This window comes from Pseudomonas putida (assembly GCF_028682475.1).
GTDB lineage: Bacteria > Pseudomonadota > Gammaproteobacteria > Pseudomonadales > Pseudomonadaceae > Aquipseudomonas > Aquipseudomonas putida_AG.
Genome location: NZ_JANHLE010000039.1, coordinates 1 through 23,874, shown reverse-complemented (window position 1 = coordinate 23,874; position 23,874 = coordinate 1). Strand labels below are relative to the sequence as shown.

Sequence of the window (23,874 nt, the reverse complement as noted above, 5' to 3'; positions counted from 1 at the left end):
GGCAATCATCCGCCGAGCGTAGCCTGTGCGCTCAATGATTACAAAATGATTCGAAGGCCCGCCGATGCAAGCGCTCAAACACCTTAAACGCGTGGTAACCGACTGGTTCCTCTGCGGCATGTTCCTCGCCACCTTCCTCGCCTGGCTGTTCCCCGGTGTTGGCCGCAGCGGCGGGGCACTGCATGCCGAGTACCTGATCAATGGCGGGGTGTTCCTGGTGTTCTTCCTGCACGGTATCAACCTGTCCAGCGAGCAGATTGGCCGTGGCCTGAAGAACGGCCGCTTGCATCTGATGGTGCAGGGTTTCACCTTCGTGGTCTTCCCGCTGCTCTGGTGGCTGGCTGACAAGCTGCTTGGCAGCCATGTACCGGCGCTGCTGATGCTGGGCTTTTTCTACCTGTGCGCCCTGCCCTCGACCATCTCGTCCTCGGTGGCGTTGACCGGCAGCGCGGGCGGCAATGTGCCCGCAGCGATTCTCAATGCCAGCTTGTCCAGTGTCCTCGGCATTTTCATCACGCCCTGGCTGGTCAGCCTGGTGGTCGGCAGCGGCAGCAACGGCATCGACCTCGGTGCGACCCTGCTCGACCTCTGTGCCCTGCTACTGATGCCGCTGGTGCTCGGCCAATTGATGCGCCCCTGGCTGGGGCGTTTCTTCGCCCGTTACAAGCGCTACACCAGCGTCATGGACAAGCTGGTGATCCTGCTGCTGGTCTATGCCGCCTTCTGTAACTCGATGGTTTCGGGCCTGTGGCAGCAACAAGGCAGTGCGGTGCTGATCACTGCGTTTGTGGGCAGCGCCCTGTTACTGGCGCTGATTCTCTGGCTGACCACCCGCACTGCCCGGGCCCTGCGTTTGAGCCCGGCCGATGAAGTGGCAGCGGTATTCTGCGCCAGCAAGAAATCCCTGGCCGCTGGTGCGCCGATGGCTGCACTGATCTTCGGTGCGCATCCGGGGCTGGGCCTGATCCTGCTGCCGATCATGATCTACCATCCGCTGCAGCTGATCGTCTGCTCGATCATGGCCGAACACTATGCCAATCGTCCTGCGCCCATCACGATGGCCACATGGGTCAGCGCTCGATGATCGCCGTCACCCCCTGACCACCGGCGGCGCAGATTGAAATCAGGCCACGGCCCTTGCCGGCGGTGGCCAGCAGTTTGGCCATGTTGGCCAGGATGCGCCCACCGGTAGCGGCAAACGGGTGCCCGGCAGCCAATGAGCTGCCCTTGACGTTGAGCTTGCGGCGGTCGATCGCGCCCAACGGTTCGCTCAGCCCCAGGCGGTGCTGGCAGTAGTCGGGGTCTTCCCAGGCCTTGAGGGTGCACAGCACCTGGGCGGCGAAGGCTTCGTGAATCTCGTAGTAATCGAAATCCTGCAGGTCCAGGCCGTTACGCGCCAGCAAACGTGGCACCGCGTAAGCCGGTGCCATCAGCAGCCCTTCCTGGCCTTTGACGAAGTCCACCGCAGCGGTTTCGCCGTCGACCAGATAGGCCAGCACCTCAAGCTGGTGTTCACGGGCCCACTCTTCACTGCCCAGCAACACCACAGAAGCGCCATCGGTGAGCGGCGTGGAGTTGCCGGCGGTAAGGGTGCCCTTGTCGCTACGCTCGAACACTGGCTTGAGGCTGGCGAGCTTCTCCAGGGTCAGGTCGGCGCGCAGGTTGTTGTCGCGGGTCAGGCCGAGGAACGGCGTGAGCAGATCGTCATGCCAGCCCTCGGCATAGGCCGCTGCCATGTGCTGGTGACTGAGCAGGGCCAGCTGGTCCTGATCCGCACGGGGAATCTGCCAGGTCCGCGCCATCAGCTCGCAATGCTGCCCCATGGACAGCCCGGTGCGCGACTCACTGTTGCGTGGCAGTTGCGGTTTCAAGTGCCCTGGACGCAACTGCAGAAACGCCTTGAGTTTGTCTGCCAGGGTCTTGCCGCGGTTGGCCTGGAGCAAAATCCGGCGCAAACCTTCATTGACCGCGATGGGTGCATCGGAGGTGGTATCGACGCCCCCGGCAATCCCGCTGTCGATCTGCCCGAGGGCGATCTTGTTGGCCACCAGCAAGGCGGTTTCCAGCCCGGTGCCACAGGCTTGCTGCAGGTCGTAAGCCGGGGTTTGCGCCGAGAGCCGCGAACCGAGCACGCACTCGCGGGTCAGGTTCATGTCCCGTGAATGTTTGAGCACCGCCCCGGCGGCGACCTCGCCCAGTTGCAGGCCATGCAGCCCGAAACGCTCGATCAGCCCTTCGAGGGCTGCCGTTAGCATCGCCTGGTTGCTGGCCGTGGCATAGGCGCCGTTGGAGCGGGCGAAGGGAATCCGGTTGCCGCCAATGATTGCGACCCGGCGCAGTGAGCGCATAAGTTTCGTCCTTTTCTAACGGTGGGAGGCTGGTTAAGGCAGTGGTGTTCCCACCCACAGCGTAGGTGTTTTTTCAGGGTTCGAACGACCGATGGCCAAAGATGGTCCACACTTTGAAGCTATTTGAGGGAGAGCAAGCCATGAGCGACCGCTATATCGACTTCGCCAACTCCGATCTCGGCCGCCGCCTGGTCGGTGCCGTCGGGTTGCCCAGCCCTGCTCGCCTGGAACGCTGGCAGGCAGGCCGACTGCGCCCGGTCGAAGGCGCCTTGCTGCTCGGCGGCGGCCCCCTGGCAAACAAAGTCGAGGCGTTTGCCCAACGCCTGACCGATGAGGTCTACAGCTTCGCCAGCCCCGACCTGAACGCGACCGAATGGGTCGCAGGCCTTGGCCCCAAGCTCAAGGCCGTGGCGTTCGACGCCAGCGAGCTGGACGACATTGACCAGCTCAAGCAATTGCGCGAGTTCTTCCAGCCGCTGCTGCGCAGCCTGGCGCCCTGCGCCCATGTGGTGATTTTCGGGCGGGCGCCGGAGCAGCTCGATGACCCGCTGGCACAAGTCGCGCAACGCGCCCTGGAAGGTTTCAGTCGCTCACTGGCCAAGGAACTGCGCGCTGGCGGCACTCTGCAGTTGCTGTACGTCAGTGACGATGCAGAAGACCAACTCGAAGGTGCCTTGCGCTTTTTCCTCTCGCCCAAGAGCGCTTTCGTTTCCGGCCAGGTCCTGCGCCTGCAGGCCTGCGCCACGCAAGTGCAGGACTGGACCCGGCCACTGGCCGGGCGCAAGGCGCTGATCACCGGGGCAGCGCGCGGCATCGGCGCAGCCATTGCCGAAACCCTGGCCCGCGACGGCGCCGAGGTCGTGCTGCTCGACGTACCCCAGGCCAAGACTGACCTTGAGGCCCTGGCCGCACGTCTCGGCGGGCGCTGTCTGGCGCTGGACATCTGCGCCACCGACGCCGCCGCGCAACTGCTTGAAGGGCTCCCGGACGGCATCGACATCGTCGTGCACAACGCCGGCATCACCCGTGACAAGACGCTCGCCAACATGACCCCCGAGTACTGGGACTCGGTGCTGGCCGTCAATCTCAAGGCGCCGCAGCTGCTGACCCAGGCGCTGTTCGACAGCGGCGCCCTGCATGACCACGCGCGCATCGTGCTGCTGGCCTCGATCAGCGGTATCGCCGGCAATCGCGGCCAGTCCAACTACGCCGCCAGCAAGGCCGGGCTGATCGGCCTGGCCCAGGCCTGGGCGCCGAAACTGGCCGCGCGCGGCAGCAGCATCAATGCCGTGGCCCCCGGTTTTATCGAAACCCGCATGACCGCGGCCATTCCCTTCGCCCTGCGCGAAGCCGGACGGCGCATGAGTTCCCTGGGTCAGGGCGGTTTGCCCCAGGACGTCGCCGAAGCCATTGCCTGGCTGGTACAACCGGGTTCCGGTGCGGTAAACGGTCAGGTACTACGTGTCTGCGGCCAGGCCGTAATGGGAGCCTGAACATGACTCGACACTGGCAGGACCTGAGCAGCACAGCGGCACTTTCCAGCCTTTACCTGCGCGCCGCGCGCAAGCGCAAGATCACCGGCGATACCTTGCCCGACAGTGGCTTGCGCTGCTACCTGGAGGTTAAGCCGCAGCAGCTTGAGGCCTATCGCAAGCTCTGTCATTTCAGCGACGACGGACGCTTGCCGCCAACCTTCCCGCACGTGATGGCCTTCGCCTTGCAGTTACAGTTGCTGACGGCCAGGGAATTCCCCTTCCCTTTGCTGGGCATGGTCCATCTGCACAACAGCATCCGCGTTATGCGTCCACTGGGTGGTGTCAGTCGCCTGCGCTTCTCTGTGCATGTGGATAACCTGCAGCCACACGAGAAAGGCGCCACCTGCGACATGATTACCGAGGCGGAAGACGGCCTCGGTCTGCTCTGGTCGGAAACCAGCCGCATGCTCTGCCGCGGCGTGAAGCTCAGCGGTGAGCCCGCGGCGACTGAAGAACCGGTCAGTGAACCGCTGGATGAACTGACCCGCTGGTACGCCGACAGCGATATCGGTCGCCGTTATGCCAAGGTCTGCGGCGACTACAACCCGATCCACCTGAGCGCCGCCAGCGCCAGGCTGTTCGGCTTCCCCTGCGCCATTGCTCATGGCATGTGGAGCAAAGCCATGACCCTTGCCGCGTTGCGCGGACACTTGCCGGCCAGTGGTTATGAGATCGCGGTGGACTTCCTCAAACCGCTGCGCCTGCCCAGCGAAGTGATCCTCAACGCCAGCCCCGCCGCCGCCCAAGGCCAGCTCCGTCTGGACGGCCACGGCGAGCTGGTCCATATGCACGGCAGCTGGCGGTCACTGGACTGAAACGCCGCGCTTGCGTTGCACAGCGGCCCGCCTGAAGCTATGCGGCTTGAGGAGAGCCTTGATGAACCTGCACGAACTGACCCAACGCCTGCACCGCATCCGTGACAACAACGACTGGCGCGGTTTTCACAGCCCGAAAAACCTGGCCATGGCCGCCAGCGTGGAAATGGCCGAACTGGTGGAGATCTTCCAGTGGCTGAGCGAAGACCAGTCGCGCCAGCTGGCACCTGAGCAACTGGAGCATGCCGGCCAGGAGGTCGGCGACGTGGTGCTGTACCTGTTGCTGCTGTGCAGCGAACTGGGCCTGGACATGGAGCAGGTGGTGCGCGCCAAGCTGGCCGACAGCGAACGGCGGTTTGCCCGATGAAAGACCGCCATTTCGATGCCCTGGCCACGCGCTTTGCCGAGAAAATCTACGGCGGTGCCAAAGGCGCGATCCGCCTTGCGGTTCTGCAGGCCGACCTCGCTGAAACCCTGCCCGAGCGCCCCTTGCGCGTCCTCGATATCGGCGCGGGCCTCGGGCACATGGCCCTATGGCTGGCCGAGCGCGGCCACCAGGTCACCCTCGCCGAGCCCGCCGCGCCGATGCTCGAAGGCGCCCGCGCACGGTTTGCCGAAGCCGGCCAGCAGGCGACGTTCATCCAGGCGCCCTGGCAGGAGCTGCTCGGCCAACTGACCGAGCCCTACGACCTGGTACTGTGCCATGCGGTACTGGAATGGCTGGCAGAACCGGAAACCATCCTGCCGGTCCTGCACCAGCTGACCCGCCGCGATGGCCTGCTGTCACTGGCGTTCTACAACCGTGATGCGCTGGTCTATCGCAACCTGCTCAAGGGCCATTTCCGCAAACTGCGGCGCGATGACATGGCCGGTGAAAAGCAAAGCCTGACCCCGCAAAAACCGCTTGATCCACGCACGCTCAGGGTGCAACTTGAAGATCTGTGGCAGGTCGAAACAGAGAGCGGAGTACGGGTGTTTCACGATTACATGCCCAGTGAATTCCAGGCCAGAGCCGAGTTGCCCGACCTGCTGGAAATGGAACTGGCGCATCGGCGCCATCCCGCCTTTGCCGGGTTGGGGCGTTACCTGCATTGGCTCTGTCGACCACGCTGAACCACGCCGGGAGGGTGCCATGCCGTACCGTTTGCCTCTGGGCCTGCTGTGCCTGGCCCTGGCCGGCTGCCAGAGCAGCAACCCCTATGTCGCCAGTTCCCGCCCGCTGCCCCCAGCCCCGCCGCAAGCGGCCACGACTTTCGATGCCAGCGCCTATCCTGCGCCGCCACGGGACTTTGGCCGCTACCGCAGCTGGGCCTGGCACGACGGCCAGCTGCCGGCCGGCGGCGCAATGGCAGAACCTGCGCAACTGGCCGAAGCGGTCAGCAACGCCCTCGATCAGCACGGCCTGCGCCCGGCGCGCAATGGCCAGGCCGGCGATCTGCTGGTCAGCGCCAATGTGCAACTGGAACGCCGTCTGCAGCAGGTGCGCGAAGATTATTACCCCTACGATGCTTACCCCTATGGGGCTTATCCGTACGGCGGCTACGGCGCTTACGGCAGTGCCGGCCGTTACCACAATGGCTATGGGGTATATGCCAGCGTGCCTTTGGTACGCACCTACGAAGTCGAAGTGATGGTGGTCCATGTCGACCTGTATGACGCCCGCGACGGTCAGGCCGTCTGGAGCACCAGCGCCGAAACCGCCAGCCAGGGCTCGCAACGCGAACGCGAGGAGGCCCTGCGCGAATCAGTGAAAAAGGCCCTCAACGGCTATCCTCCCAGCTAAAGGCAATTGGAGATCCATCATGTTGTGCCGTCTCGCTTTACTTTCACTCGTGGTGTTTCTGGGGGCTTGCCAGAGCCACAACGTCACTCAGGACTATGACGCCAGCCGCGACTTTACTGCCTATCGCAGCTGGGTCTGGCAGGAACCGGCCCTGCAGTACCGCCCCGACGACCCGCGGATCAAGAGCGACCTGACCGAACAGCGCATCCGCCAGGCCGTTACCGGCCAGCTGGATCAGCGTGGTTTGCGCCCGGCCCAGGGCAGCAGCAAAGGCGATTTGAAAGTGCAGACTTACCTGATCGTCGAACAGCGTCAGCAGCAGATCACTACCAACTATGGTGGGGCCTGGGGCGGCTACTGGGGTAACTACTGGGGCGGGCCGATGTACAACGAGACCCGCAGCGTTGACTACAAGGTGGCGACCATCCAGGTCGATATGTTCGACGCCAGAGATGGCAAGCTGGTGTGGCGCGGCAGTGCCGAGCAGATCATGAACAACTACCCGCCAAGCCCGGAAGAACGCAGCAATGCGATCCAGGAAACGGTGATGAACGCCTTGTCGAACTATCCGCCGCGCTGAAGGCGCGGGCCTAGCGTTGCTGACACTTGATGTCACTGATATCGAGCATGAAACCTTGCAGGCGACGTTGCTGGCCACTGCCACGCACTTGCCCACACAGGCGATACCAGCGGGCAGTGGCCGGCAGCTTGTTGTCGAGCAGGCGCAGACTCAAGTGCAAGGCACAACCGTCGCGCTGCAGCTCACCAAGGGCCAGTTGCACCGCTTCGCGGTCGGCCGGGTGCACGCGGCTCAGCCACTGACTGATGGTCAACTGACTCGGCATCCCCAGACTACTTGCCAGGCTGGGGTCCAATTGCAACATCGCTTCGTTCAAACGCCACTGCCACCACCCGGCGCCGAGCTGCAGTTGCAGGCTGTCCAGGCGCTCGCGGTGTTGTTGCAGATCGAATACAGCCAAACGGCTGACCAGAGGCTCGGCATAGGCGGCACAGGCACTGAGCGCATCCGCCGCAACCAGCGGCTCAAGCGGATCGGCACAAATCAGCCAGGCCTGGACACTATGCCCGTGGGCATATGGCAGCAGGTAAATATCGACCTGCGGCAGTAGTGCCTGCAGGTCTGCATGCTCGGTGCTTGAGACCATCTGCCCCGGACCCCGTCGATCCAGGAGACGCCCGATCACATCATCACTGGGCCACTGCAGTGGGTCGTTGCTTCTGGCATAGGTCTGCCAGCCCTGCTCCCCAGGCAGCAGGATCCGCCCACCGCTGGCCCGCCAATGCCTAACCAGCCATTGCAATTGCTCCCGGGCCACGTGCTCAAGACGCTCGATACTGCAATTGCGTAATTCGCAGGCCAAATGACTCATCAGGTGGCGTTGGCGCTCTGCGCCCAGCGACTGCTGGCGATGTTGCAACAGATCGCCGATATCAAACAGCTGTAGCAGCCAATTGCCGGGCTGTCCCAGCAACCAGCCTCGGGTATGCAGCGTACCGCCACCGACCGCCTTGAAATCCAGGTCCAACGGCTGCGCCTGCCAGTCCATGGGCGCCCCCTCAAGCACCACCAGACTGTAGGGTTGCACATAGTCCTGCAATCGCACCTCGCTGTGCGCCGGCAACGCCAGCGCCGCACGCAATGGGCCGGCCAGGCGCTGTACCCTGGCGCCATCGTCGAGCCCTATCTGCAATCCCACGGCGGGCACACTGGCCGGTGGCTCCGGCTCGGCAATCACCGGTGTCGAGCGCCCACGCCAACGCCCGAACAACCGTGCCACGCCACTCACCGTTGCCGGCTCGCTTGGGCCTTGTCGCTGAGCGCAGCAGGGAACAGCGTAAAAAAGATCACGAATACCGCAATGAACGCCAGCGCCACAGCGCCTTTTTGCCTTCCGACCAGGCTTGCTTTCATGATCGCGTCTACCCTGACAGTGACACCTGACTGACAGCATAGAATCATTCACCACAAAGGGATGCATTTCGCCAATGCAAAGCATTGTTCTGCTGCTGTGGCTTGCCTTGTGCGCTGAACAAGATGTGCGTGAGCGCCAGATCGCCAACACCCTGACCCTCGGCGCGGCGACCTGCGCCCTGGCCTACCTGTTCATGACCGGACACACCTGGATCGGCGCCGACGCCAGTGAAGGCGGCTGGGCACTGGCCATCGTCATGCTCCTGACTCTGCCCGGTTACATGCTCGGGCGCTTTGGCGCGGGTGATGTGAAGCTACTCGCGGCCCTGGCCCTGGCGACCGATCGCATGTATGTGCTGGGCACCTTCATCGGCGCCGGGATTGCCGTGCTGATCTGGCTCTCCAGCCGTCGCTGGCTGTGGTCCCTGTTGAGTCAGAAGGTCAAGAACCGCATCAAGCAATTGACTGAGGAATCGGCAAACAAACAACCCTTTGCCCCCTTCATACTGGCGGGTTTTGTCCTGGCCAGTGTCTGGATCCATTAGTCGCCCAAGCCTGTCTCTGGCCCGTGCACGTTTTTTACATGAACGCAAAGTACGACTACTTTCTAGTGAGTTGACGACCGATTGCAAAACCCCAGGCTCCGGGAGAGAGGGGCTTATCAGCAGGGAGTAGCGTGTGAACAGGAACCTCAGTGAAGTAAAAGTGTTGGTCGTCGATGACCACCCCCTGGTCGTCGCAGAGCTGTGTGAATTTCTCGAGCGCAATGGCTACCGTTGCCTGCCTTGCCTGTCCAGTAACCAGGCTATCGAAAACTTTGCCGCCGACCCGTCGATCGGCCTGGTGTTGTGCACTCTGCACCTGCCGCAATGCGATGGCGTTGAGCTGTTCGGTGCCTTGAGGACGATTGCCGGGCAACAGCGGATTTTCGAGGCCATCATGCTCACTGACAGAGCCGACAAACAGGATGTGATCAGGGCCTTGCGCGCAGGCTTTGCCGACTATTACCAGAAACCCCTGGACCTGAACGAACTGCTCGAAGGCGTGCAACGCCAGGAGGCCGCACTGCAGGAACAACAGCAAAACCAACAGCGGCTGGGCAACCTCAACCAGAAACTGCAGTACCTGGCCGACTCGATCGACGACCTTTACCAGGACCTGGAAAAAGCCCGGGGCCTGGGTGCACACCGTCGCGCCACCGACGTCGAGAACGAGCCGGTCGCCGAGAACCTTCCGGGCAACTTCGAACAACTGTCCCCCCGGCAACTGGAAGTCGCGCGCCTGGTCAGCCAGGGCAAGACCAACTATCAGATCGCCTGCGAACTGGGCATCACCGAAAACACCGTCAAGCTCTACGTCTCCCAGGTACTGCGCCTGACCCATATGCACAACCGCACGCAGCTGGCGCTGGCGCTGTCATCGAGCACTTCGCCATTGCACCTGCGGACAACAGCGCACTAGGCCCGCTTCCTGGCGGCGGGCTTCATGGACTGAACGGCCTGACCTTTGACCTGTAATGGAAATACACCATGCCAACCTCCTCTCTGCGTGAACAGATTCTCCTGGTGGATGACGAAGAGGGTGCGTTGCTGGAACTTGCCGAACTGCTTGAGGGCGAAGGTTTCTGCTGCCACACGGCCACCTCGGTAAAACTCGCCCTGCAGCAGCTCACCCGCCACCCGGACGTGGCCTTGGTGATCACCGACCTGCGCATGCCGGAAGAAAGTGGCATTTCACTGATCAAGCGCCTGCGCGAGCACACTGCCCGCCAACACTTGCCGGTGATCGTCACCTCCGGTCATGCCGACATGGACGACATCAGTGACCTGCTGCGCCCTCAGGTGCTGGACCTGTTTCGCAAACCGGTCTATCACATCCGCCTGCTGGAAACGCTGGATAACCTCTTTCCCAAGCCACGCGATTACAGTTGAAAACTGAAACTCAAGGTAATACGCGGCTGCCGGTCGAGGCTGTCGAGGGCGATGTCCGACATCGGTTTGGCCGCTTCCAGGGCAATGCTGTAGTGGCGTGCATCGCCAATGCGCACCCCCAGTGCTGCCGAAGACAACCTTGAGTCGCGGATTTCAAGCTCGTTGAACCAGCTGCGCGCGGCATCCAGTACCACATAGGGCTGCACCAGCTTGAACCCGTGGCCATCGGATTTGAAACTGTAGTTCAGCTCATAAGCCACACCCCAGCCCTTGTCCCCCGAAGCCTGGTCGGCGGGATAACCACGACCGAAACGCTGGCCGCCAAATACGGCACGCTCGCTGTCCGGCAAACTGTCGTTGCTCCAGTTCAGCACCGCCGAAACCACACCCTGCCAATGATCGAAATAGCGATCACTCTGCAGCCCGGACACCCGCAGGCGCAGAAAGTCCAGGTCGATATCGCTGTCGGTGTTCGCCCCCAGGTAATCCATGCCCTGGTAGGCGCCGACACTGAGGATGCGCAATTGCCGGGGATCGGCCTGGCGCCAGTCGCCTTCGAAGGCCAGGGCGCGCAGGTCGGTACGGCTGCGGCTGTTGAAGACCGAGCCGACGGCCTGATAATCAGTGTCGTCGCTAACTGCGTAAAGACGCCCGGCAACGTTGAGCCACTCGCTGGGTGACGCTGTCACGACCTGGCTCAAACCAATCGAATAGCGCTCATGCTCACGATGCTGCTTGAGGTCGGTGCCGTTGTTCAGGCGAACCAGAGCGGCTGGATCACTGCGAAAGCGTGTGGCCGACAGGTTCAGCTGACTGCCTTCGCTGTCCAGGTGCTGGGCGTAGTCCAGGCGGTAGTAATGCTCATGCTCAGCACCCGGAGGAAACAGCGCCGTGAAACTAACTTGCTCGGCCAGCGCAGTCTGGGCATTGCTGCTGACACCCAACAGCGCCTGCAGGTCCTCGCGGCTGCCATCGCTGAGGTTCAGCGTCGCGCTGATGGGCTGGCGCGCAGCCTGGACAACCAGGGTGCTCGCGCCATTGGCGTCGCCAGGCAGCACCTGGGCCTGCAGCGTAACGCCAGCCACCCGGCTCATCAGTGCGGTATAGCGCTGCAAGGTCTTGCGCGTGAGCGGGCGCTCGGCCTTGAGCTTGCTCGCTAGCGTGTCCAGATAGGCAGACGCCGGGCCGATATCACCTTGCAGTTCATAGTCGCGAATGTAGCCCTCGACCAGCACAACCTGTACGTGTCCATCGGCAAAGTCCTGTGGCGGCAGGTACGCGTAGGACAACAGGTAACCATCCTGCTGATAACGCCGGGTCAGGCGCTGGGTGGCTTCGACCAGCTCACCCAGGGTGATCTCGCGATTGACCAGAGCCTGGTAGTTGTCCCGCAGATCACTCAACGGATAGAGGGTGCCGCCGACAAAGCGCACCTTGTGCAACAGGATCCGCGTGTTCATCGGCAGTTGCAGCGACGGTGCCGCAGGGGTGGCTACATGCAAGACCGGTGTACTGGGCCGATAGCTGTCGGCGGGCAGGTTGGGCGCGGGCAGGCTGCGTTCGACTTCATTGCTATCGAGAAACACTGGCAGCGATCCGGCGCTCAGCCCGCTTGCCCAAGAAAGACTGAGAACCGCGACGGCCAACGGACGCATGTGACGCTCCATGATCCCGACAGATACAAGAGCACCAGGACGGCTCCCTCGTCAGGTTCAAGCGTAGGTGCTGCGCGCAGGGTCGTCTAATCAGAAAGGGGCTGCCACCCAGCCCGCTCATTCATTGATCTGAAACTCGACCCGCGCGGTCTGGCCGCTCTCGTCCAACGCGCTCAACTCCACCCGCCCGCTCTGCTCGAAGCGAGCGCTCAAGTGCTCCTGGCCCTGCGACTCACCGAGCGGCGCGCCATTGAGGAACCACCAGCGCCGCCCACTGCCGCCCAGCGCCGAAACCTCAAGACGCAACGGTTCGCTGCTGGCAGCCGGACGGCGCAGTTGATCGCCCTGGCGCACGCCGACGATGGACAGCGGCGGTGCCGTGGCCGCTACCTGCGGTGGGCACTGCGGATCTACCGCGGGCAGCCGTGCTTCGCGACGCTCCACGCGGGGCAACCAGGGTTCCAGCGGCGCAGGCCACAAGGCAATCTCCCTGGCCTGAGCGCCCGGGCAACTGGCATCAACCCGCTGCCCTTGTGCGTTGACCCACACGGTTTCACGCAACCCGACGCTCAGGGGTTGGTCGGCGGCCTGCAAAGTCGGCGGCGTGGTGCCATCCAGGGTCCAGGCAAAACGCTGACGCCGGCAATTGCTGTCCTGGCGGGCCAGCGGTTGCCCCAGCGGCCAGCAGATTGCGGCCACCCCGACATTATCCGGCACCGCCGCCACCGGCACGGCAATACCGCGCTGGCTGTCGCGATTGCTCAGCACATCATGGACCTGCAGCATCAACGGCGCCGCCGACGCCAGGCCGAACTGTCCGGGTACCGGTGTGCCATCCGGGCGCCCGATCCAGATACCGATCAGATAGCGCGGTCCGACGCCAATCGACCAGGCATCGCGAAAGCCATAGCTGGTGCCTGTCTTCCAGGCCAGCAGCGGACGCTGTACCAGTTCAGCATGCGGATCGCGGTCCGGACGTGCCTGGCCACTGAGAATGCGCCGGATGATCCAGGCGCTGCCTGGCGACAGCAGTCGGTGTTCGAGCAGCGGTGCGTCCGGCTGCAAACGCATGGGCGCACTCAAGCCACCGCGAGACAGCGCACCGTAACCGGCCACCAGGTCTTCCAGGCGACTGCCCGCGCCACCGAGGATCAACGACAGGTTCGGTTCTGCCAGCGGGGGCAAGGTCAACGGCACACCGCCATTGCGCATCTGCGCGGCAAAGCGCTTGGGGCCATAGGCTTCAAGCAACTGCACCGCAGGCAGATTGAGTGACAGCGCCAGGGCGGAGCTGGCCGCCACCGGGCCGCTGAAGCCCATGGAGAAATTCCCCGGGCGATAGTCGCCGTAGCGTCTGGGCACGTCCTGCAGCAAGGATTCGGAATGAATCAGACCATCGTCCATGGCCATGCCATAGAGAAACGGTTTGAGGGTCGAACCGGGGGAACGTAATGCGGTGATCATGTCGACATGACCGAAACGGCGCTCATCGTTCAGGTCGACCGAGCCAAGGTAAGCGCGTACCGCCATGGTCTGCGCCTCAACCACCAGAATTGCCGCCGAGGTGCGCTCGGGCAGGCGGGCGCGCCAACCGAGCAGCAAGTCTTCCAGGCGCCGCTGCAGCGCCGCATCGAGCGTGGTGCGGATCAGCGGCGGACTGTGTGGCCGGTTCAGGCGGCGCGCCAGCAACGGTGCCAGCGCAGGTTCCTGACGTGGTGCCAGTAACAATGGCTCTTCCATCGCCTCGATGACGCGTTGCTCGGGCCATACCTGGTACTCGGCCAGGCGTTTGAGCACTTTGTCGCGGGCCGCTTGCGCGCGTGCCGGGTGCCGGTCCGGACGCAAGCGGCTTGGCGCCTGGGGCAGTACCGCGAGCATGGCCGCTTCAGACGGCGTCAGGTGTTGCGGCGATTTGCCCAGATAGGCCCAACTGGCTGCTGCCACGCCCTGCAAGGTCCCGCCGAAGGGGGCGCGATTGAGGTAGATTTCCAGAATCTGCGCCTTGCTCAGGTGCCACTCCAGCTGGGCCGTGCGCCACAACTGACGCAGCTTGCCCGGCAGCGTGCGCGCATGCGGATCGAGCAGCCGCGCGACCTGCATCGACAGGGTACTGCCACCCGACAGCACCCGTCCGCCGCGCAGGTTTTGCCAGGCAGCACGAGCCAGGGCCAGTGGATTGACCCCGGGATGGTGGTAGAACCAGCGATCCTCGTAGGTCAGCAGCGCCTGCAGGTAAAAGGGCGATACCTGATCGGCACTGACCGGATAACGCCAGACCCCGTCGGCATCGGCGAAACGCCACAACGGCGTGCCGTCTTCAGCCAGCACCACGCGCGCCAGGTCATCGGCCGGCAGCGGCAAAGGCCACAGACGGTCAGCCGCCCACAACAGCGCGGCGCACAACAGCACGACAGCCGATACGACACTCAGGCGTTTCGCTAAGATGGGCATCAGGCCTCCGTGTCGCTGGCCAGGGAACTGAGCAGGCCAGTACACAGCCAAAGGGTTGGCAACGGCAGATTCGCCGATACGATCATCAGGAAGCAACTATGCATGTAGAAGGTTTTTTCGAGTGGCTCGGCCAGGCGTTGGGGGCACTGATCCGCTTTGTCGTCGATGGCCTGAGCGGGTTGTTCAACCTGCTGGCCAACGCCGGTGGCAATTTCATCGATGGCCTGGCGCGCACATTGGGCATGGACACCTCGCTGGTCAGCATCGTTGCCCTGATCATCGGCTTGATGCTGCTGTACTCGGCCATCCGTGCCTTCATGCGTGCCTCGATCATCCTCGGCATCATCTGGCTGGTGCTGGGCTTGTGGGTTATGAGCTGGATCATTCACTGACGGTGGGTGGGAGCGGGCTTGCCCCGCGATGCGATGTAACTGACACACCGCAATCGCGGGGCAAGCCCGCTCCTACCGATTCCCTTTAGCGACCTTTGATCACCATCTCACCTGCCGATTCCCCCACCGACTGCAGGTTCGGTCGATACATCGACTCCACCTGCGGCGGCGGCACCCGGTAGGTACCCGGGGTCACTGCACGCGCCAGGTACAGCAAGTGCGTGGTGCCGTAGCTGTCCACAGGCAACGCCGCAACGTAACGATCATCGCGGAACTCCTGGTGCACGATGTTGGCGTTCTGCATCGAGTCGCGCCACTGTTTGACCGCACTGCTGGCGTTGTCCAGGCTCGCCGCGCTCTGCGCCAGGTTCTGGTTTTCCAGCTCGAGGCCGGCAGGCAGCAGGTCGACCACCAGCGCATCCGGCACCCGGGAGGTGGCGGTCACGGCCAGGTGCACCAGCACCAGATCACCACTCTTGAGCGCACGGATATCCAGGGCCCGACCGTTCAAACCGAGGTACTCACGACGAATGTTCATGCCCGAGCTGCTCGGCGCCGGGGCGTAGCGTGGATAACCGGACAGGGTCAGTTGCTGGTACAGGGTGTCGCTGCCCTGATTCTGCACGGTCAGCGGCGAAGCCAGCAGTGGCCCTTCCAGTTTCAGACCCGACTGCGCGCTGTCCAGGTCACGCAATTCGCCGGCACTGTCCAGACGCGCCGACCACTTGCCTTCCGGTTTGTTCAGCAAGCCGCGGCCGGCGAGGAACAAGGCGTTGCGTTCCTGGGTCGACAACCACTGGCTGGCCGCGACCTGGTCGGACAACTGGAACAGCCGTTGATCCAGCTGGGTGCTGGCCAGGTTGTTCTCTTCGAGCAAGGCCAGGATCAAGGCCTGGTCGCGCACCGGGCTGCCGTAGTCGCCCAGCCAGTCCTTGTCGTTGCGGCTGACCGCCAGGCCCGCTTGCAAGGCTTGCTGCGCACGGGGCTTGTCACCCATTTTTTCCAGGGCAATGGCCAGCTGCACCAAAGGCAAGCCGGAGCGGGCATCGCTGCGCCGCTCGAACAGGCTGCGCAGCGCGCCCAGCGGCGCCTGCTGGGTGCGGGCCAGCACCAGGGCAGCATAGGCCTGCACGGCAAAACGGCTGTGCTCGGCATTGTTGCTGTAGTTGACCTCGATCAGGTTGCGCTCCTGCAGATAGCGCAGCAGACGCTCACTGGCCTTTTTCAGGGCCTCGGCAGGCACCGCATAACCCTGCTCGCGAGCCCGCAGCAGGAAATCGGTGACATAGGCCGTCAGCCAATACTCCTCTTCGGAATCCGAACTCCACAGGCCGAAGCTGCCGTTGTAGCGCTGCATGCCCAGCAAGTGCTCGATACCCATCTCGATCTTGCGCTTGCGCACTTCGGCGGGCTCGCCGCTGATGCCCAGACGCTTGAGGGTCGCGGCATCGGCATACAACGAGGGATACAGACCACTGGTGGTCTGCTCAAGGCAGCCATAGGGGTAGGCTTCCAGGGCACGGATCTGTTCGGCCAGGTTCAGCGGCGGACGGCTGGACAAGGCCAGCATCGCCTCCAGACCGGCCGGCTCGAATGCGGCCAGATCAGCCTCCGGCAGGCTCCACGGTTGATCGTTGAGCGCCACCCGGTAGTGCTTGAGCATCGCCGGGTACGCCGGACGCACGCCCAAAGTCCATTCGCGGCTGAAGGCTGTGGCCGTCTCACCCGGCAGTTGCAGCCCGGTCACTTCGACCTTGACCTTGCCCTGGCCCAGACCACCGTTGGCCTGCACCGGTACCAGCAGGGTGACACGCTTGCCCTGGGTCAGTTCGAGGCTTTGCTCGGCTGCGCGCATCAGGCTCAACTGGCCTTCGGTGCTCAGGCGCACGTTGAGTTTTTGCGCCTGCCCGGACAGGTTCGAGACATCCAGCGCCAGGGTGGTGCTGTCGCCACCGGCGAGGAAGCGCGGCGCCGACAGCTCAGCGATCAACGGCGCGGCGACAACGGTCTTGCCTTCAGCCACGCCATAGCGCTCATCGGTCCAGGCCTGGGCCATCAGGCGCAATTCACCGTTGAAGTCGGGGATATCGACGCTGGCCTCGCCTTCGCCGTTGTCGTTGAGGGTCACCGGCGCGCTCTGCTGGGCGACGATGGTGACGCTGGTGTTCGGGCGCTTGCCGCCCTTGGCCATCGCCGCATCGCCACCGAAAGCGAGGCTGGCCAGACGGCCCTGACCGGCTTCGATCAACTGCCCATAGATGTCCAACTGGTCGGCGCCATAAGCCTTGCGGCCGAACATGCCGGTGAACGGGTCTGGCGTGGTGTAATCGGTGATATTGAGAATGCCCACGTCTACCGCGGCGAGTAGCACATGCACCTGTTTGGGCACGCTGCCGTCGGCATTGCGGGCCTGGACCTTGACCGTCAACGGCTGCTTGGGACGCATTTTTTCCGGCGCGCTAAGGGTCACCGCCAGCTTGCGTTCGCCACGATCCAGCGGCAGGTGCAGCACACCGACCGCACGCTTGGGCGTGGCGTTGACCTTGCGCTCGCCCGGACGAATCACCAGGGCGCTGACATACAGGTCATGGCGTGCCCATTTACGCTCGAGGTTGATGGCGAAGGTCTTGCCTTCGGCGGGCACGTCGATCTCCTGCCACCACAGCGGCCCTTCACTGGACTCGACCATCAGGTAACCGGTACCGGCCGCAGGTGGCGTGACCGTCACGTTGGCGGTAGCGCCATCGGCGTAGGATGGTTTGTCCAGGGCCAACTTGACCTGGTCCGGACGCACGGCACCGCCGTCGGCGTTGTCCTGGGCACGGTAGCCGGCCCAGAAGCGCGCGCTGGAGACCAGGCCGGTCTGCGGGTCTTCGACCTCGACGCGGTACGGGCCCCATTCAACCTGGAAGTTGAGCTTGGCGGTCGAGCCGGCCTTGATATTGACCGTCTCTTCACTCTGGGTCAGGAACTTCTCGTTGAAGTTGTAGCTCCAGCCGTCACTCTGCGAGTAGTTCCAGTAGTAGTCCCGACGCTCGCGAATCAGGCGCACCTTGAGATTGTTGGCCGCCAGCTTGTTGCCGTCACGGTCGGCGACCAGCACTTCGAATTCCACCGGACCATCGCTGTCGGTTTCTTCACCGTCGAACAAGCCGCGCAGCCCCGGCAGGCGTTCGGCGGGCCAGATCGGCTGTTCCAGGCGCCGGGTGATCGGCCGGCCACCGGACTCCTGCAAGCTGGCTTGCACCGTCAGTTGCAGCGGCGAACGGGCTTCGGACCATTTGCTTTCGATGCTGATCGTCGTCTTGCCGTTGGCGTCCAGGGTAACTTCATCCAGCTCCAGGTCCTGGCTCAGCTCCTGCTCGGTGATCGAACCGAACTGATAGCCCGGCAACGCCGCTACCGCTTCGCGCAGCGGGCGCACATAAGCCTGGCCGCTCAGGCGGTTGCCGGAAGCCGGGGCGCCATAGAGGTAGCGGCCATTGACGTCGATCTCGGCGCTCTGCTCAGGACTCAGCGGCTCATCGCTGCCTTTGAGTTCCAGGGCCAGACGCTCGGGCAGGAAGTCTTCGACGAGAAACTCGTAGATCTGCTTCTTGCCGCCGCCCAGGTCAAACAACAACTGCCAGCGCCCGGTCGGGGCTTCAGTCGCCAGTTGCAGCGGGTACTGGTAGAGGCCATTGCTGCCCGGTTCCCAAACGAACTTGCGGCTGATCTGTTCATCCGGCCGGCGCACTTCCACGGTCACCGGCTGCGGCTTCAGCGGACGACCGTCCTGATCGCGCAACAGGCCATTGAGCAGCACGGTCTCGCCTGGGCGGTACAGGTCGCGTGGACCGAAGACGAAGAACTGCAGGGGGTTGGCTTGCGGGCCGGTGATGTCGAACTCCGCCAGGTCCAGCGCGGCACTGTTCAGGCGCAGCATGGTGGTGTGCACGCCCTGATGGGCCAGCAGGGTTTCCGCCTTCGGCGGCATCGGCAGCTGGGCATGGCCGTCGCTGTCGGTCTTGCCTTGGCCGAGCACCCGCCCTTCGGCATCGAGCAGCTCAAGGTTGACGCCACTCAACGCCTTGCCGCCTTCCAGCCCTTGGGTAAATACGTCCATGCGGTTCTGGTAACGGTGTGCAGACACACCGATGTCGCTGAGGGTGAACAGGGTGGCCGGTTGCGAGTAGTCGTAGGTGCCCGACGCACGCATCACCGCCAGGTACACGCCCGGCTCCTGCAGCGGCTTGATTCCGGCGATCGGCAGCAACACGGTTTCACGGGTGTTGCGCGCCGGGTTGAGGTCGAAACGGCCGCTGTAAACCAGCTCGGCCATGTCCAGGGTTTCTTTCGACTGGTAGTAGTACAGGCTGCTGTTGCGGCCCCAGGCACTGAGGAACGACGACAACGATTCAGGCTTGATGCGGAAGAACTCGACATCGACCTTGTTGACGTTCAGGGCGATCACCGGCAGCCCTTCGGCCAGGCGCGTCGGCAGCAGCGAACCACGGCTGGCGAAACCGATGGTGGCCTGCATGTCGCGGGTTTCCAGACGGCTGACCGATTCAGCGGCCAGGCGTTCGCCGTTAACGGCCTGCAGGCCGGCATCGATGGTCAGCACCAGTTTGCGTTGCGGCTCGAGGTGACGCAGGCGCAGCTCCATACCGTTGTCGGAGAGCTCCCAGGCACCGTCGACCTTGCCTTTGACGGTATCGACCAGGTGCACCCGGTCGGCAAAATTCTGCTGTGCATCCAGTGGCACCGAAAAGCTCAAGGACAGCGCGCTGGCGCCATCGACCTGAACTTCCGAGACATCCACGACGCTCAGTTCGCGACCGGCATAACGCTTGGCCAGGGTCGCGGCGTCTTCACGGGCCGGCTTGGCGGCTTCCTGCGTCTGCACAGGCGTGGGGGCCGGAGCCGGGGCTGGCTTGTCCGGAGCAGACGAGTCGCAGGCGCTGAGCAACGCCAGCGCGCAGGCCAGCAACAATCCTTTGTTGAGCATGGGAAAAACTCTTTGGCAGCAGGTTCTGAGGGAAGAACTATATATCAACCGGGCCGCCTGCGTGCGCTGCGGCTACAATGTCCGGCTTGCCTGGAGCCGACATGTCCCGATTGTTGACCGACTGGCGCGACCGCCCGACCCACCGCAAGGTCTGGGCCCTGGCCGCGCCAATGATTCTCTCGAATATTTCCGTCCCCCTGGTGGCGCTGGTCGATAGCGCCGTGATCGGCCATCTGCCGCATGCTCATCAGCTCGGTGCGGTCGCCGTGGGCGCCAGCCTGTACACCTTCCTCGCCTGGGTCATGGGTTTTCTGCGCATGGGCTCCACCGGGTTTGCCGCCCAGGCCGCCGGGCGTGCCGATGGCGCAGCGTTGCGCCAGGTACTGGTACAGGGTTTGTTGCTGGCGCTGCTGTTCGCGTTGCTGCTGGGCCTGCTGGCCCTGCCCTTCAGTCACTTGGCCCTGCAGTTGATGCAGCCGTCGGCGGCGCTGGAGCAATCGACCCAGGACTTTTTCCAGACCCGCCTGTTCGGCCTGCCAGCGGCGCTCGCCAGTTTCGCCCTGGTCGGCTGGTTCCTCGGCACCCAGAACGCCAAGGCACCGCTGGTGATTCTGCTGACCACCAACCTGCTCAACATCGCCCTCAACCTGTGGTTCGTGCTGGGCCTGGACTGGGGCGTGATCGGTTCGGCGCGGGCCTCGGTGATTGCCGAATGGAGTGCCGCCCTGCTCGGCCTGGCCCTGACCCGCCCGGCCTTGCGCGCTTACCCGGGGCAAGTCGCCTGGGCCCTGCTGCGCCGCTGGCAGAGCTGGCGGCCATTGCTGGCCGTCAACCGCGACATTTTCATCCGCAGCCTGGCCTTGCAGGCGGTGTTCTTCCTGATCACCGTGCAGGGCGCGCGTTTGGGTGAAGCCACTGTCGCGGCCAATGCCCTGTTGCTCAATGGCCTGCTGCTGACCGCCTATGCCCTCGATGGCCTGGCCCATGCGGTCGAGGCCTTGTGCGGGCATGCCATCGGTGCCGGTGATCGCCAGGCCTTGCGGCGCTCGCTGACCGTGGCCTGCGGCTGGTCGCTGCTGGCCAGCAGTGGCTTTGCCGTGCTGTTTCTGTTTGGCGGGCACCTGTTCATCAATATGCAGACCGATATCGACAGCGTGCGCGCCACGGCCTACCAGTACTTGCCTTATCTGGCGCTGTTGCCGCTGGTGGCGGTGTGGAGCTACTTGCTCGATGGCCTGTTCATCGGGGCGACGCGGGCGCGGGAGATGCGCAATGGCATGTTGCTCAGCGTGGCGATTGCCTTGCCGGTCGCCTATGTCGCCAGAGACCTGGGCAACCATGGCGTGTGGCTGGGCTTTCTGCTGTTCATGGCCTTGCGCGGGGTGACGCTGGGGCTGATGGGCTGGCGGTTGCAGCAGCGGGATGGGTGGTTTGTGCGCGCAGACCACACCTAGGCCACTGCGCCACTCAGAGTGTGAGAAAGCGAAATTTCCCACGCGCTTTAGGATGCGTCTTACATCAATTCCTTTGCTGCCTTGGTAGCGTGCGCTGAAATTTGAGCGTGCCCGGGCGTTCGCCTGGACATCGCGTTGTGCTTTCACTTTTCAGCTTAAGGATAAGCCTATGTTCGCGTCGGCCAATGCTGCGCACTTCGCGTTTTTGCTCCCTTCTGTGCGCAACGATTTCAAGGTGCTGGCGTTTGACGGTACCGAAACCATCAGTTGCTTGTATGCGATCCAGGTCGAGCTGGTCAGCGAGTACCCCGACTTCGACCTCGAAAGCCTGCTCAGTCAGCCGGCGTTCCTTCAGTTCGGCCTGAATGGCGAAGGTATCCATGGGCGGATCGAAGATGTCAGGGTCGGCGAGCCCGGTACACGTCTGACCCGTTATCACCTGACTCTGGTGCCAGCCCTGCACTACTTGCAGTTCAGCCATAACCAGCGGATTTTCCAGCAGCTGACGGTGCCGCAGATTATCGCCCAGGTGCTCCACGGCCATGGCATTCAGGCCGATGCCTATAGCTTCCATGTCCGCAACAGTCCCGTGCGCGAATACTGCACTCAATACTTCGAAAACGACTACCAGCTACTGCAAAGACTGTGCAGTGAAGAAGGCATTGCCTGGCATCACGAGCACAGCCCGGACGGTCACCGGCTGGTGTTCACCGAAGACCAGACCTTCTTTCCCAAGCTGGGGGAAACGCCGTATCAGCAAGGCACCGGGCAGGTGGCCGATCACCCGGTCATCAGCCAGTTCTCCCAGCGCTTCAGTACCCGGACCACTAAGGTCACCCGGCGCGACTACGACCTGAAAAGGCCAAGCCGGTTAGTGGAGAACCAGTGCACCGCCGAGTTCAAGCCGGCGCTCGAGGACTACCACTACCCCACGCCGATCGACACCGAAGAACGCGGCAAACAGCTGGCCCGTCAGGCCTTGGAGCGGCACCGCAGCGACTATCAGCTGGCCGAAGGCAAGAGCGATCAGCCGAACTTGCGCAGCGGTCATTTCTTCGACCTGCGCGAGCACCCGCGTAAAACCTGCAACGACTTGTGGCTCCTGCTCAGTGTGACGCACGAAGGCAAGCAGCCGCAGGTACTGGAGGAGTCGGCCGACAGCGACAGCCAGGCCGAGGACGGCTTCAGCCAAGGCTACCGCAACAGCTTCAGCGCCATTCCCTGGGACGTGTTCTACCGGCCACCGCTGGTCACCCGAAAACCCGTGCTGGTCAGCCAGACCGCCCGCGTAACCGGGCCTGAGGGCGAAGAAATCTTCTGCGATGAGCATGGCCGGGTCAAAGTCGAGTTCCATTGGGACCGTGCCGAGCTGAACAGCGACAAGAGCAGTTGCTGGCTACGGGTTTCATCCAGCTGGGCCGGTGAGGGTTTTGGCGCGGTGACCATCCCGCGCATCGGTATGGAAGTGGTGGTGACCTACCTGGAAGGTGACCCCGACCAGCCGTTGATTACCGGCTGCGTGCCCAATACCCGCACGGCGGTGCCGTACCCGTTGCCCGCGAACAAAACCAAGACCGTGTTGCGCAGCCGCAGTTCGCCCGCCGGTGGTGGCTACAACGAGTTGTCGCTCGAAGACCGGGCCGGGCAGGAAAAAATCTACCTGCGTGCCCAGCGCGATCTCGAGCAAAAGATCGAGAACGACAGCCAGCTTGAGGTGGGTAACGAACGCCGGGAAACCATCAAGGGCAACAGCATTGCGGTGCTGGAAGCTGAAGATCAGCGCACTGTGACGGCGGATCGCAAGGTCGAACTCAAGGCCAACGACTACCTGCAAGTCGCCAGCAGCATCCACACCCGGGTCGGGCAAACGCTGGTGGTCGAGGCCGGTCAGCAAGTGCACCTGAATGCCGGGGCGCAAGTGATCCTCGATGCCGGCGCCAGCATCACCTTGAAAGGCGGCGGCCAGCATCTCGTCATCGGTCCCGGCGCAATCTTCAGCAGCGTCCCCATCGTTCTGGGCGGTGCACCGGTATCGGGGGTGCCCGCGCAGCAGGCCCTTTCGGCCATACCGATGGTTGCCGCGGCGCTGGATGCTTTGCCGGCGGTTACCCAGGAAGCGGCGTTGCGGCAGGCCGCTCAGCAAGCCGCACCGTTCTGCGCCGCATGCCAAAAACTAGCGGAGTCGAACCCATGAGTCAGGCGTATTTGCTGCTCGATGGCGCCCTGATCGACAACCTGCCGAATCGCCTGTTCGAGCTCGCCGGCAGTACGGCGTATCAATTGCTGTATCAACAGACTGCGTACAGCGCGCTGGTAACGGTGAGCCCGGTGTTGCTGCCGGTCGTGCCGAACAGCCCGCTGGCGCATGCCTTTAGCCAAGAGTGGAGTACGACGGCGGGTATCTGGCTGGAGTCCGAGGTCAATGAGGCGGCGGTAGTGCAACACCTGCGCAGCCTGATTCACGCCCGCTTCGAGGGCGATGCCAAGGCCTTTTTTCGCTATTACGACCCCCGTATCACGCCCTTGTGGCTGGCAGACCTGGCGCCCCGGGAGCGTGACCGGTTGATGGGCCCGATCCGCCTGATCA

20 protein-coding genes are annotated in these 23,874 nt (G+C 63.5%); 14 read left to right on the top strand and 6 right to left on the bottom strand.

The window, feature by feature from the left end:
- The first annotated feature begins 64 nt into the window (after nt 1-64).
- A complete protein-coding gene (locus tag NPS47_RS23250) occupies nt 65-1,084 on the top strand; it encodes a bile acid:sodium symporter family protein (RefSeq protein ID WP_274297092.1) in 1,020 nt (339 codons plus the stop codon).
- Here NPS47_RS23250 and NPS47_RS23245 read toward each other — a convergent pair.
- Nucleotides 1,071-2,348, bottom strand: coding sequence for an acetyl-CoA C-acetyltransferase (locus tag NPS47_RS23245; protein ID WP_274297091.1), 1,278 nt, complete (start codon nt 2,346-2,348; stop codon nt 1,071-1,073). The genes NPS47_RS23250 and NPS47_RS23245 overlap by 14 nt on opposite strands.
- A 140-nt stretch (nt 2,349-2,488) precedes the next feature.
- Between NPS47_RS23245 and NPS47_RS23240 the strand changes: the two genes are divergently transcribed.
- The 6 genes from NPS47_RS23240 (at nt 2,489) to NPS47_RS23215 (ending at nt 7,061) form a co-directional block, all read left to right on the top strand.
- Nucleotides 2,489-3,841 (top strand): 3-oxoacyl-ACP reductase, encoded by a 1,353-nt coding sequence (locus NPS47_RS23240; RefSeq protein ID WP_274297090.1) that lies wholly within the window; start codon nt 2,489-2,491, stop codon nt 3,839-3,841.
- A 2-nt stretch (nt 3,842-3,843) separates the two neighbouring features.
- Entirely contained in the window at nt 3,844-4,698 is an 855-nt protein-coding gene (locus NPS47_RS23235; protein WP_274297089.1) for a MaoC family dehydratase, read from the top strand.
- A 61-nt stretch (nt 4,699-4,759) separates the two neighbouring features.
- The gene (locus NPS47_RS23230) at nt 4,760-5,065 is read left to right on the top strand and encodes a MazG-like family protein (protein ID WP_274297088.1); all 306 of its coding nucleotides are present in this window, start codon (nt 4,760-4,762) and stop codon (nt 5,063-5,065) included.
- Nucleotides 5,062-5,811: a methyltransferase domain-containing protein gene (locus tag NPS47_RS23225; RefSeq protein WP_274297087.1), complete on the top strand. Its 750-nt coding sequence runs from the start codon at nt 5,062-5,064 to the stop codon at nt 5,809-5,811. The genes NPS47_RS23230 and NPS47_RS23225 overlap by 4 nt, the downstream gene beginning before the upstream one ends.
- A 19-nt stretch (nt 5,812-5,830) precedes the next feature.
- The gene (locus NPS47_RS23220; RefSeq protein ID WP_274297086.1) at nt 5,831-6,481 is read left to right on the top strand and encodes a DUF4136 domain-containing protein; all 651 of its coding nucleotides are present in this window, start codon (nt 5,831-5,833) and stop codon (nt 6,479-6,481) included.
- A gap of 19 nt (nt 6,482-6,500) precedes the next feature.
- Complete coding sequence (locus NPS47_RS23215) at nt 6,501-7,061, top strand: DUF4136 domain-containing protein (RefSeq protein ID WP_274297085.1); 561 nt, start codon at nt 6,501-6,503, stop codon at nt 7,059-7,061.
- 10 nt (nt 7,062-7,071) lie between these two features.
- Here the strand turns inward: NPS47_RS23215 and NPS47_RS23210 are convergent, their stop codons facing one another.
- Complete coding sequence (locus NPS47_RS23210; RefSeq protein ID WP_274297084.1) at nt 7,072-8,280, bottom strand: hypothetical protein; 1,209 nt, start codon at nt 8,278-8,280, stop codon at nt 7,072-7,074.
- A 5-nt stretch (nt 8,281-8,285) separates the two neighbouring features.
- Nucleotides 8,286-8,414, bottom strand: a complete 129-nt coding sequence (locus tag NPS47_RS23205) for a hypothetical protein (RefSeq protein WP_274297083.1) — start codon at nt 8,412-8,414, stop codon at nt 8,286-8,288.
- Between the two features lie 74 nt (nt 8,415-8,488).
- On the opposite strand from NPS47_RS23205, the gene NPS47_RS23200 reads away from it, so the two are divergent.
- The 3 genes from NPS47_RS23200 to NPS47_RS23190 all read left to right on the top strand — a co-directional run bounded on the left by NPS47_RS23200 (nt 8,489) and on the right by NPS47_RS23190 (nt 10,345).
- Nucleotides 8,489-8,959 carry a prepilin peptidase gene (locus NPS47_RS23200; RefSeq protein ID WP_274297082.1) on the top strand — a complete coding sequence of 157 codons (471 nt, stop codon included), beginning with the start codon at nt 8,489-8,491 and terminating at the stop codon, nt 8,957-8,959.
- Nucleotides 8,960-9,092: 133 nt separating this feature from the next.
- Complete coding sequence (locus NPS47_RS23195; RefSeq protein WP_274297081.1) at nt 9,093-9,875, top strand: response regulator transcription factor; 783 nt, start codon at nt 9,093-9,095, stop codon at nt 9,873-9,875.
- 68 nt (nt 9,876-9,943) lie between these two features.
- Nucleotides 9,944-10,345 carry a response regulator gene (locus tag NPS47_RS23190; RefSeq protein WP_274297080.1) on the top strand — a complete coding sequence of 134 codons (402 nt, stop codon included), beginning with the start codon at nt 9,944-9,946 and terminating at the stop codon, nt 10,343-10,345.
- Here NPS47_RS23190 and NPS47_RS23185 read toward each other — a convergent pair.
- Together NPS47_RS23185 and pbpC are read right to left on the bottom strand one after the other, a co-directional pair.
- Nucleotides 10,336-12,000, bottom strand: a complete 1,665-nt coding sequence (locus NPS47_RS23185; RefSeq protein ID WP_274297079.1) for a ShlB/FhaC/HecB family hemolysin secretion/activation protein — start codon at nt 11,998-12,000, stop codon at nt 10,336-10,338. The genes NPS47_RS23190 and NPS47_RS23185 overlap by 10 nt on opposite strands.
- Nucleotides 12,001-12,117: 117 nt before the next feature.
- Complete coding sequence (gene pbpC / locus NPS47_RS23180; protein ID WP_274297078.1) at nt 12,118-14,451, bottom strand: peptidoglycan glycosyltransferase PbpC; 2,334 nt, start codon at nt 14,449-14,451, stop codon at nt 12,118-12,120.
- A gap of 98 nt (nt 14,452-14,549) precedes the next feature.
- Between pbpC and NPS47_RS23175 the strand changes: the two genes are divergently transcribed.
- Nucleotides 14,550-14,843 (top strand): hypothetical protein, encoded by a 294-nt coding sequence (locus tag NPS47_RS23175; RefSeq protein WP_274297077.1) that lies wholly within the window; start codon nt 14,550-14,552, stop codon nt 14,841-14,843.
- Nucleotides 14,844-14,928: 85 nt separating this feature from the next.
- Here the strand turns inward: NPS47_RS23175 and NPS47_RS23170 are convergent, their stop codons facing one another.
- The gene (locus NPS47_RS23170) at nt 14,929-19,833 is read right to left on the bottom strand and encodes an alpha-2-macroglobulin family protein (RefSeq protein WP_274297076.1); all 4,905 of its coding nucleotides are present in this window, start codon (nt 19,831-19,833) and stop codon (nt 14,929-14,931) included.
- Nucleotides 19,834-19,934: 101 nt separating this feature from the next.
- On the opposite strand from NPS47_RS23170, the gene NPS47_RS23165 reads away from it, so the two are divergent.
- The 3 genes from NPS47_RS23165 to NPS47_RS23155 form a co-directional block, all read left to right on the top strand.
- Entirely contained in the window at nt 19,935-21,287 is a 1,353-nt protein-coding gene (locus NPS47_RS23165; RefSeq protein WP_274297075.1) for an MATE family efflux transporter, read from the top strand.
- A gap of 169 nt (nt 21,288-21,456) precedes the next feature.
- A complete protein-coding gene (locus NPS47_RS23160) occupies nt 21,457-23,481 on the top strand; it encodes a type VI secretion system tip protein VgrG (protein ID WP_274297074.1) in 2,025 nt (674 codons plus the stop codon).
- Nucleotides 23,478-23,874 (top strand): DUF4123 domain-containing protein (locus NPS47_RS23155; RefSeq protein WP_274297073.1); only part of this gene is annotated, 397 nt, incomplete at its 3' end. The genes NPS47_RS23160 and NPS47_RS23155, both read left to right, overlap by 4 nt.

Bases quoted from the DNA above. Each gene is read 5' to 3' on its own strand.
- NPS47_RS23160 (WP_274297074.1), top strand. From the start codon at position 21,457: ATGTTCGCGTCGGCCAATGCTGCGCACTTCGCGTTTTTGCTCCCTTCT.
- NPS47_RS23250 (WP_274297092.1), top strand. From the start codon at position 65: ATGCAAGCGCTCAAACACCTTAAACGCGTGGTAACCGACTGGTTCCTC.
- NPS47_RS23220 (WP_274297086.1), top strand. From the start codon at position 5,831: ATGCCGTACCGTTTGCCTCTGGGCCTGCTGTGCCTGGCCCTGGCCGGC.
- NPS47_RS23215 (WP_274297085.1), top strand. From the start codon at position 6,501: ATGTTGTGCCGTCTCGCTTTACTTTCACTCGTGGTGTTTCTGGGGGCT.
- pbpC (WP_274297078.1), bottom strand. From the start codon at position 14,451: ATGCCCATCTTAGCGAAACGCCTGAGTGTCGTATCGGCTGTCGTGCTG.
- NPS47_RS23200 (WP_274297082.1), top strand. From the start codon at position 8,489: ATGCAAAGCATTGTTCTGCTGCTGTGGCTTGCCTTGTGCGCTGAACAA.
- NPS47_RS23185 (WP_274297079.1), bottom strand. From the start codon at position 12,000: ATGCGTCCGTTGGCCGTCGCGGTTCTCAGTCTTTCTTGGGCAAGCGGG.
- NPS47_RS23170 (WP_274297076.1), bottom strand. From the start codon at position 19,833: ATGCTCAACAAAGGATTGTTGCTGGCCTGCGCGCTGGCGTTGCTCAGC.
- NPS47_RS23240 (WP_274297090.1), top strand. From the start codon at position 2,489: ATGAGCGACCGCTATATCGACTTCGCCAACTCCGATCTCGGCCGCCGC.
- NPS47_RS23225 (WP_274297087.1), top strand. From the start codon at position 5,062: ATGAAAGACCGCCATTTCGATGCCCTGGCCACGCGCTTTGCCGAGAAA.
- NPS47_RS23245 (WP_274297091.1), bottom strand. From the start codon at position 2,348: ATGCGCTCACTGCGCCGGGTCGCAATCATTGGCGGCAACCGGATTCCC.
- NPS47_RS23190 (WP_274297080.1), top strand. From the start codon at position 9,944: ATGCCAACCTCCTCTCTGCGTGAACAGATTCTCCTGGTGGATGACGAA.
- NPS47_RS23235 (WP_274297089.1), top strand. From the start codon at position 3,844: ATGACTCGACACTGGCAGGACCTGAGCAGCACAGCGGCACTTTCCAGC.
- NPS47_RS23175 (WP_274297077.1), top strand. From the start codon at position 14,550: ATGCATGTAGAAGGTTTTTTCGAGTGGCTCGGCCAGGCGTTGGGGGCA.
- NPS47_RS23205 (WP_274297083.1), bottom strand. From the start codon at position 8,414: ATGAAAGCAAGCCTGGTCGGAAGGCAAAAAGGCGCTGTGGCGCTGGCG.
- NPS47_RS23165 (WP_274297075.1), top strand. From the start codon at position 19,935: ATGTCCCGATTGTTGACCGACTGGCGCGACCGCCCGACCCACCGCAAG.
- NPS47_RS23230 (WP_274297088.1), top strand. From the start codon at position 4,760: ATGAACCTGCACGAACTGACCCAACGCCTGCACCGCATCCGTGACAAC.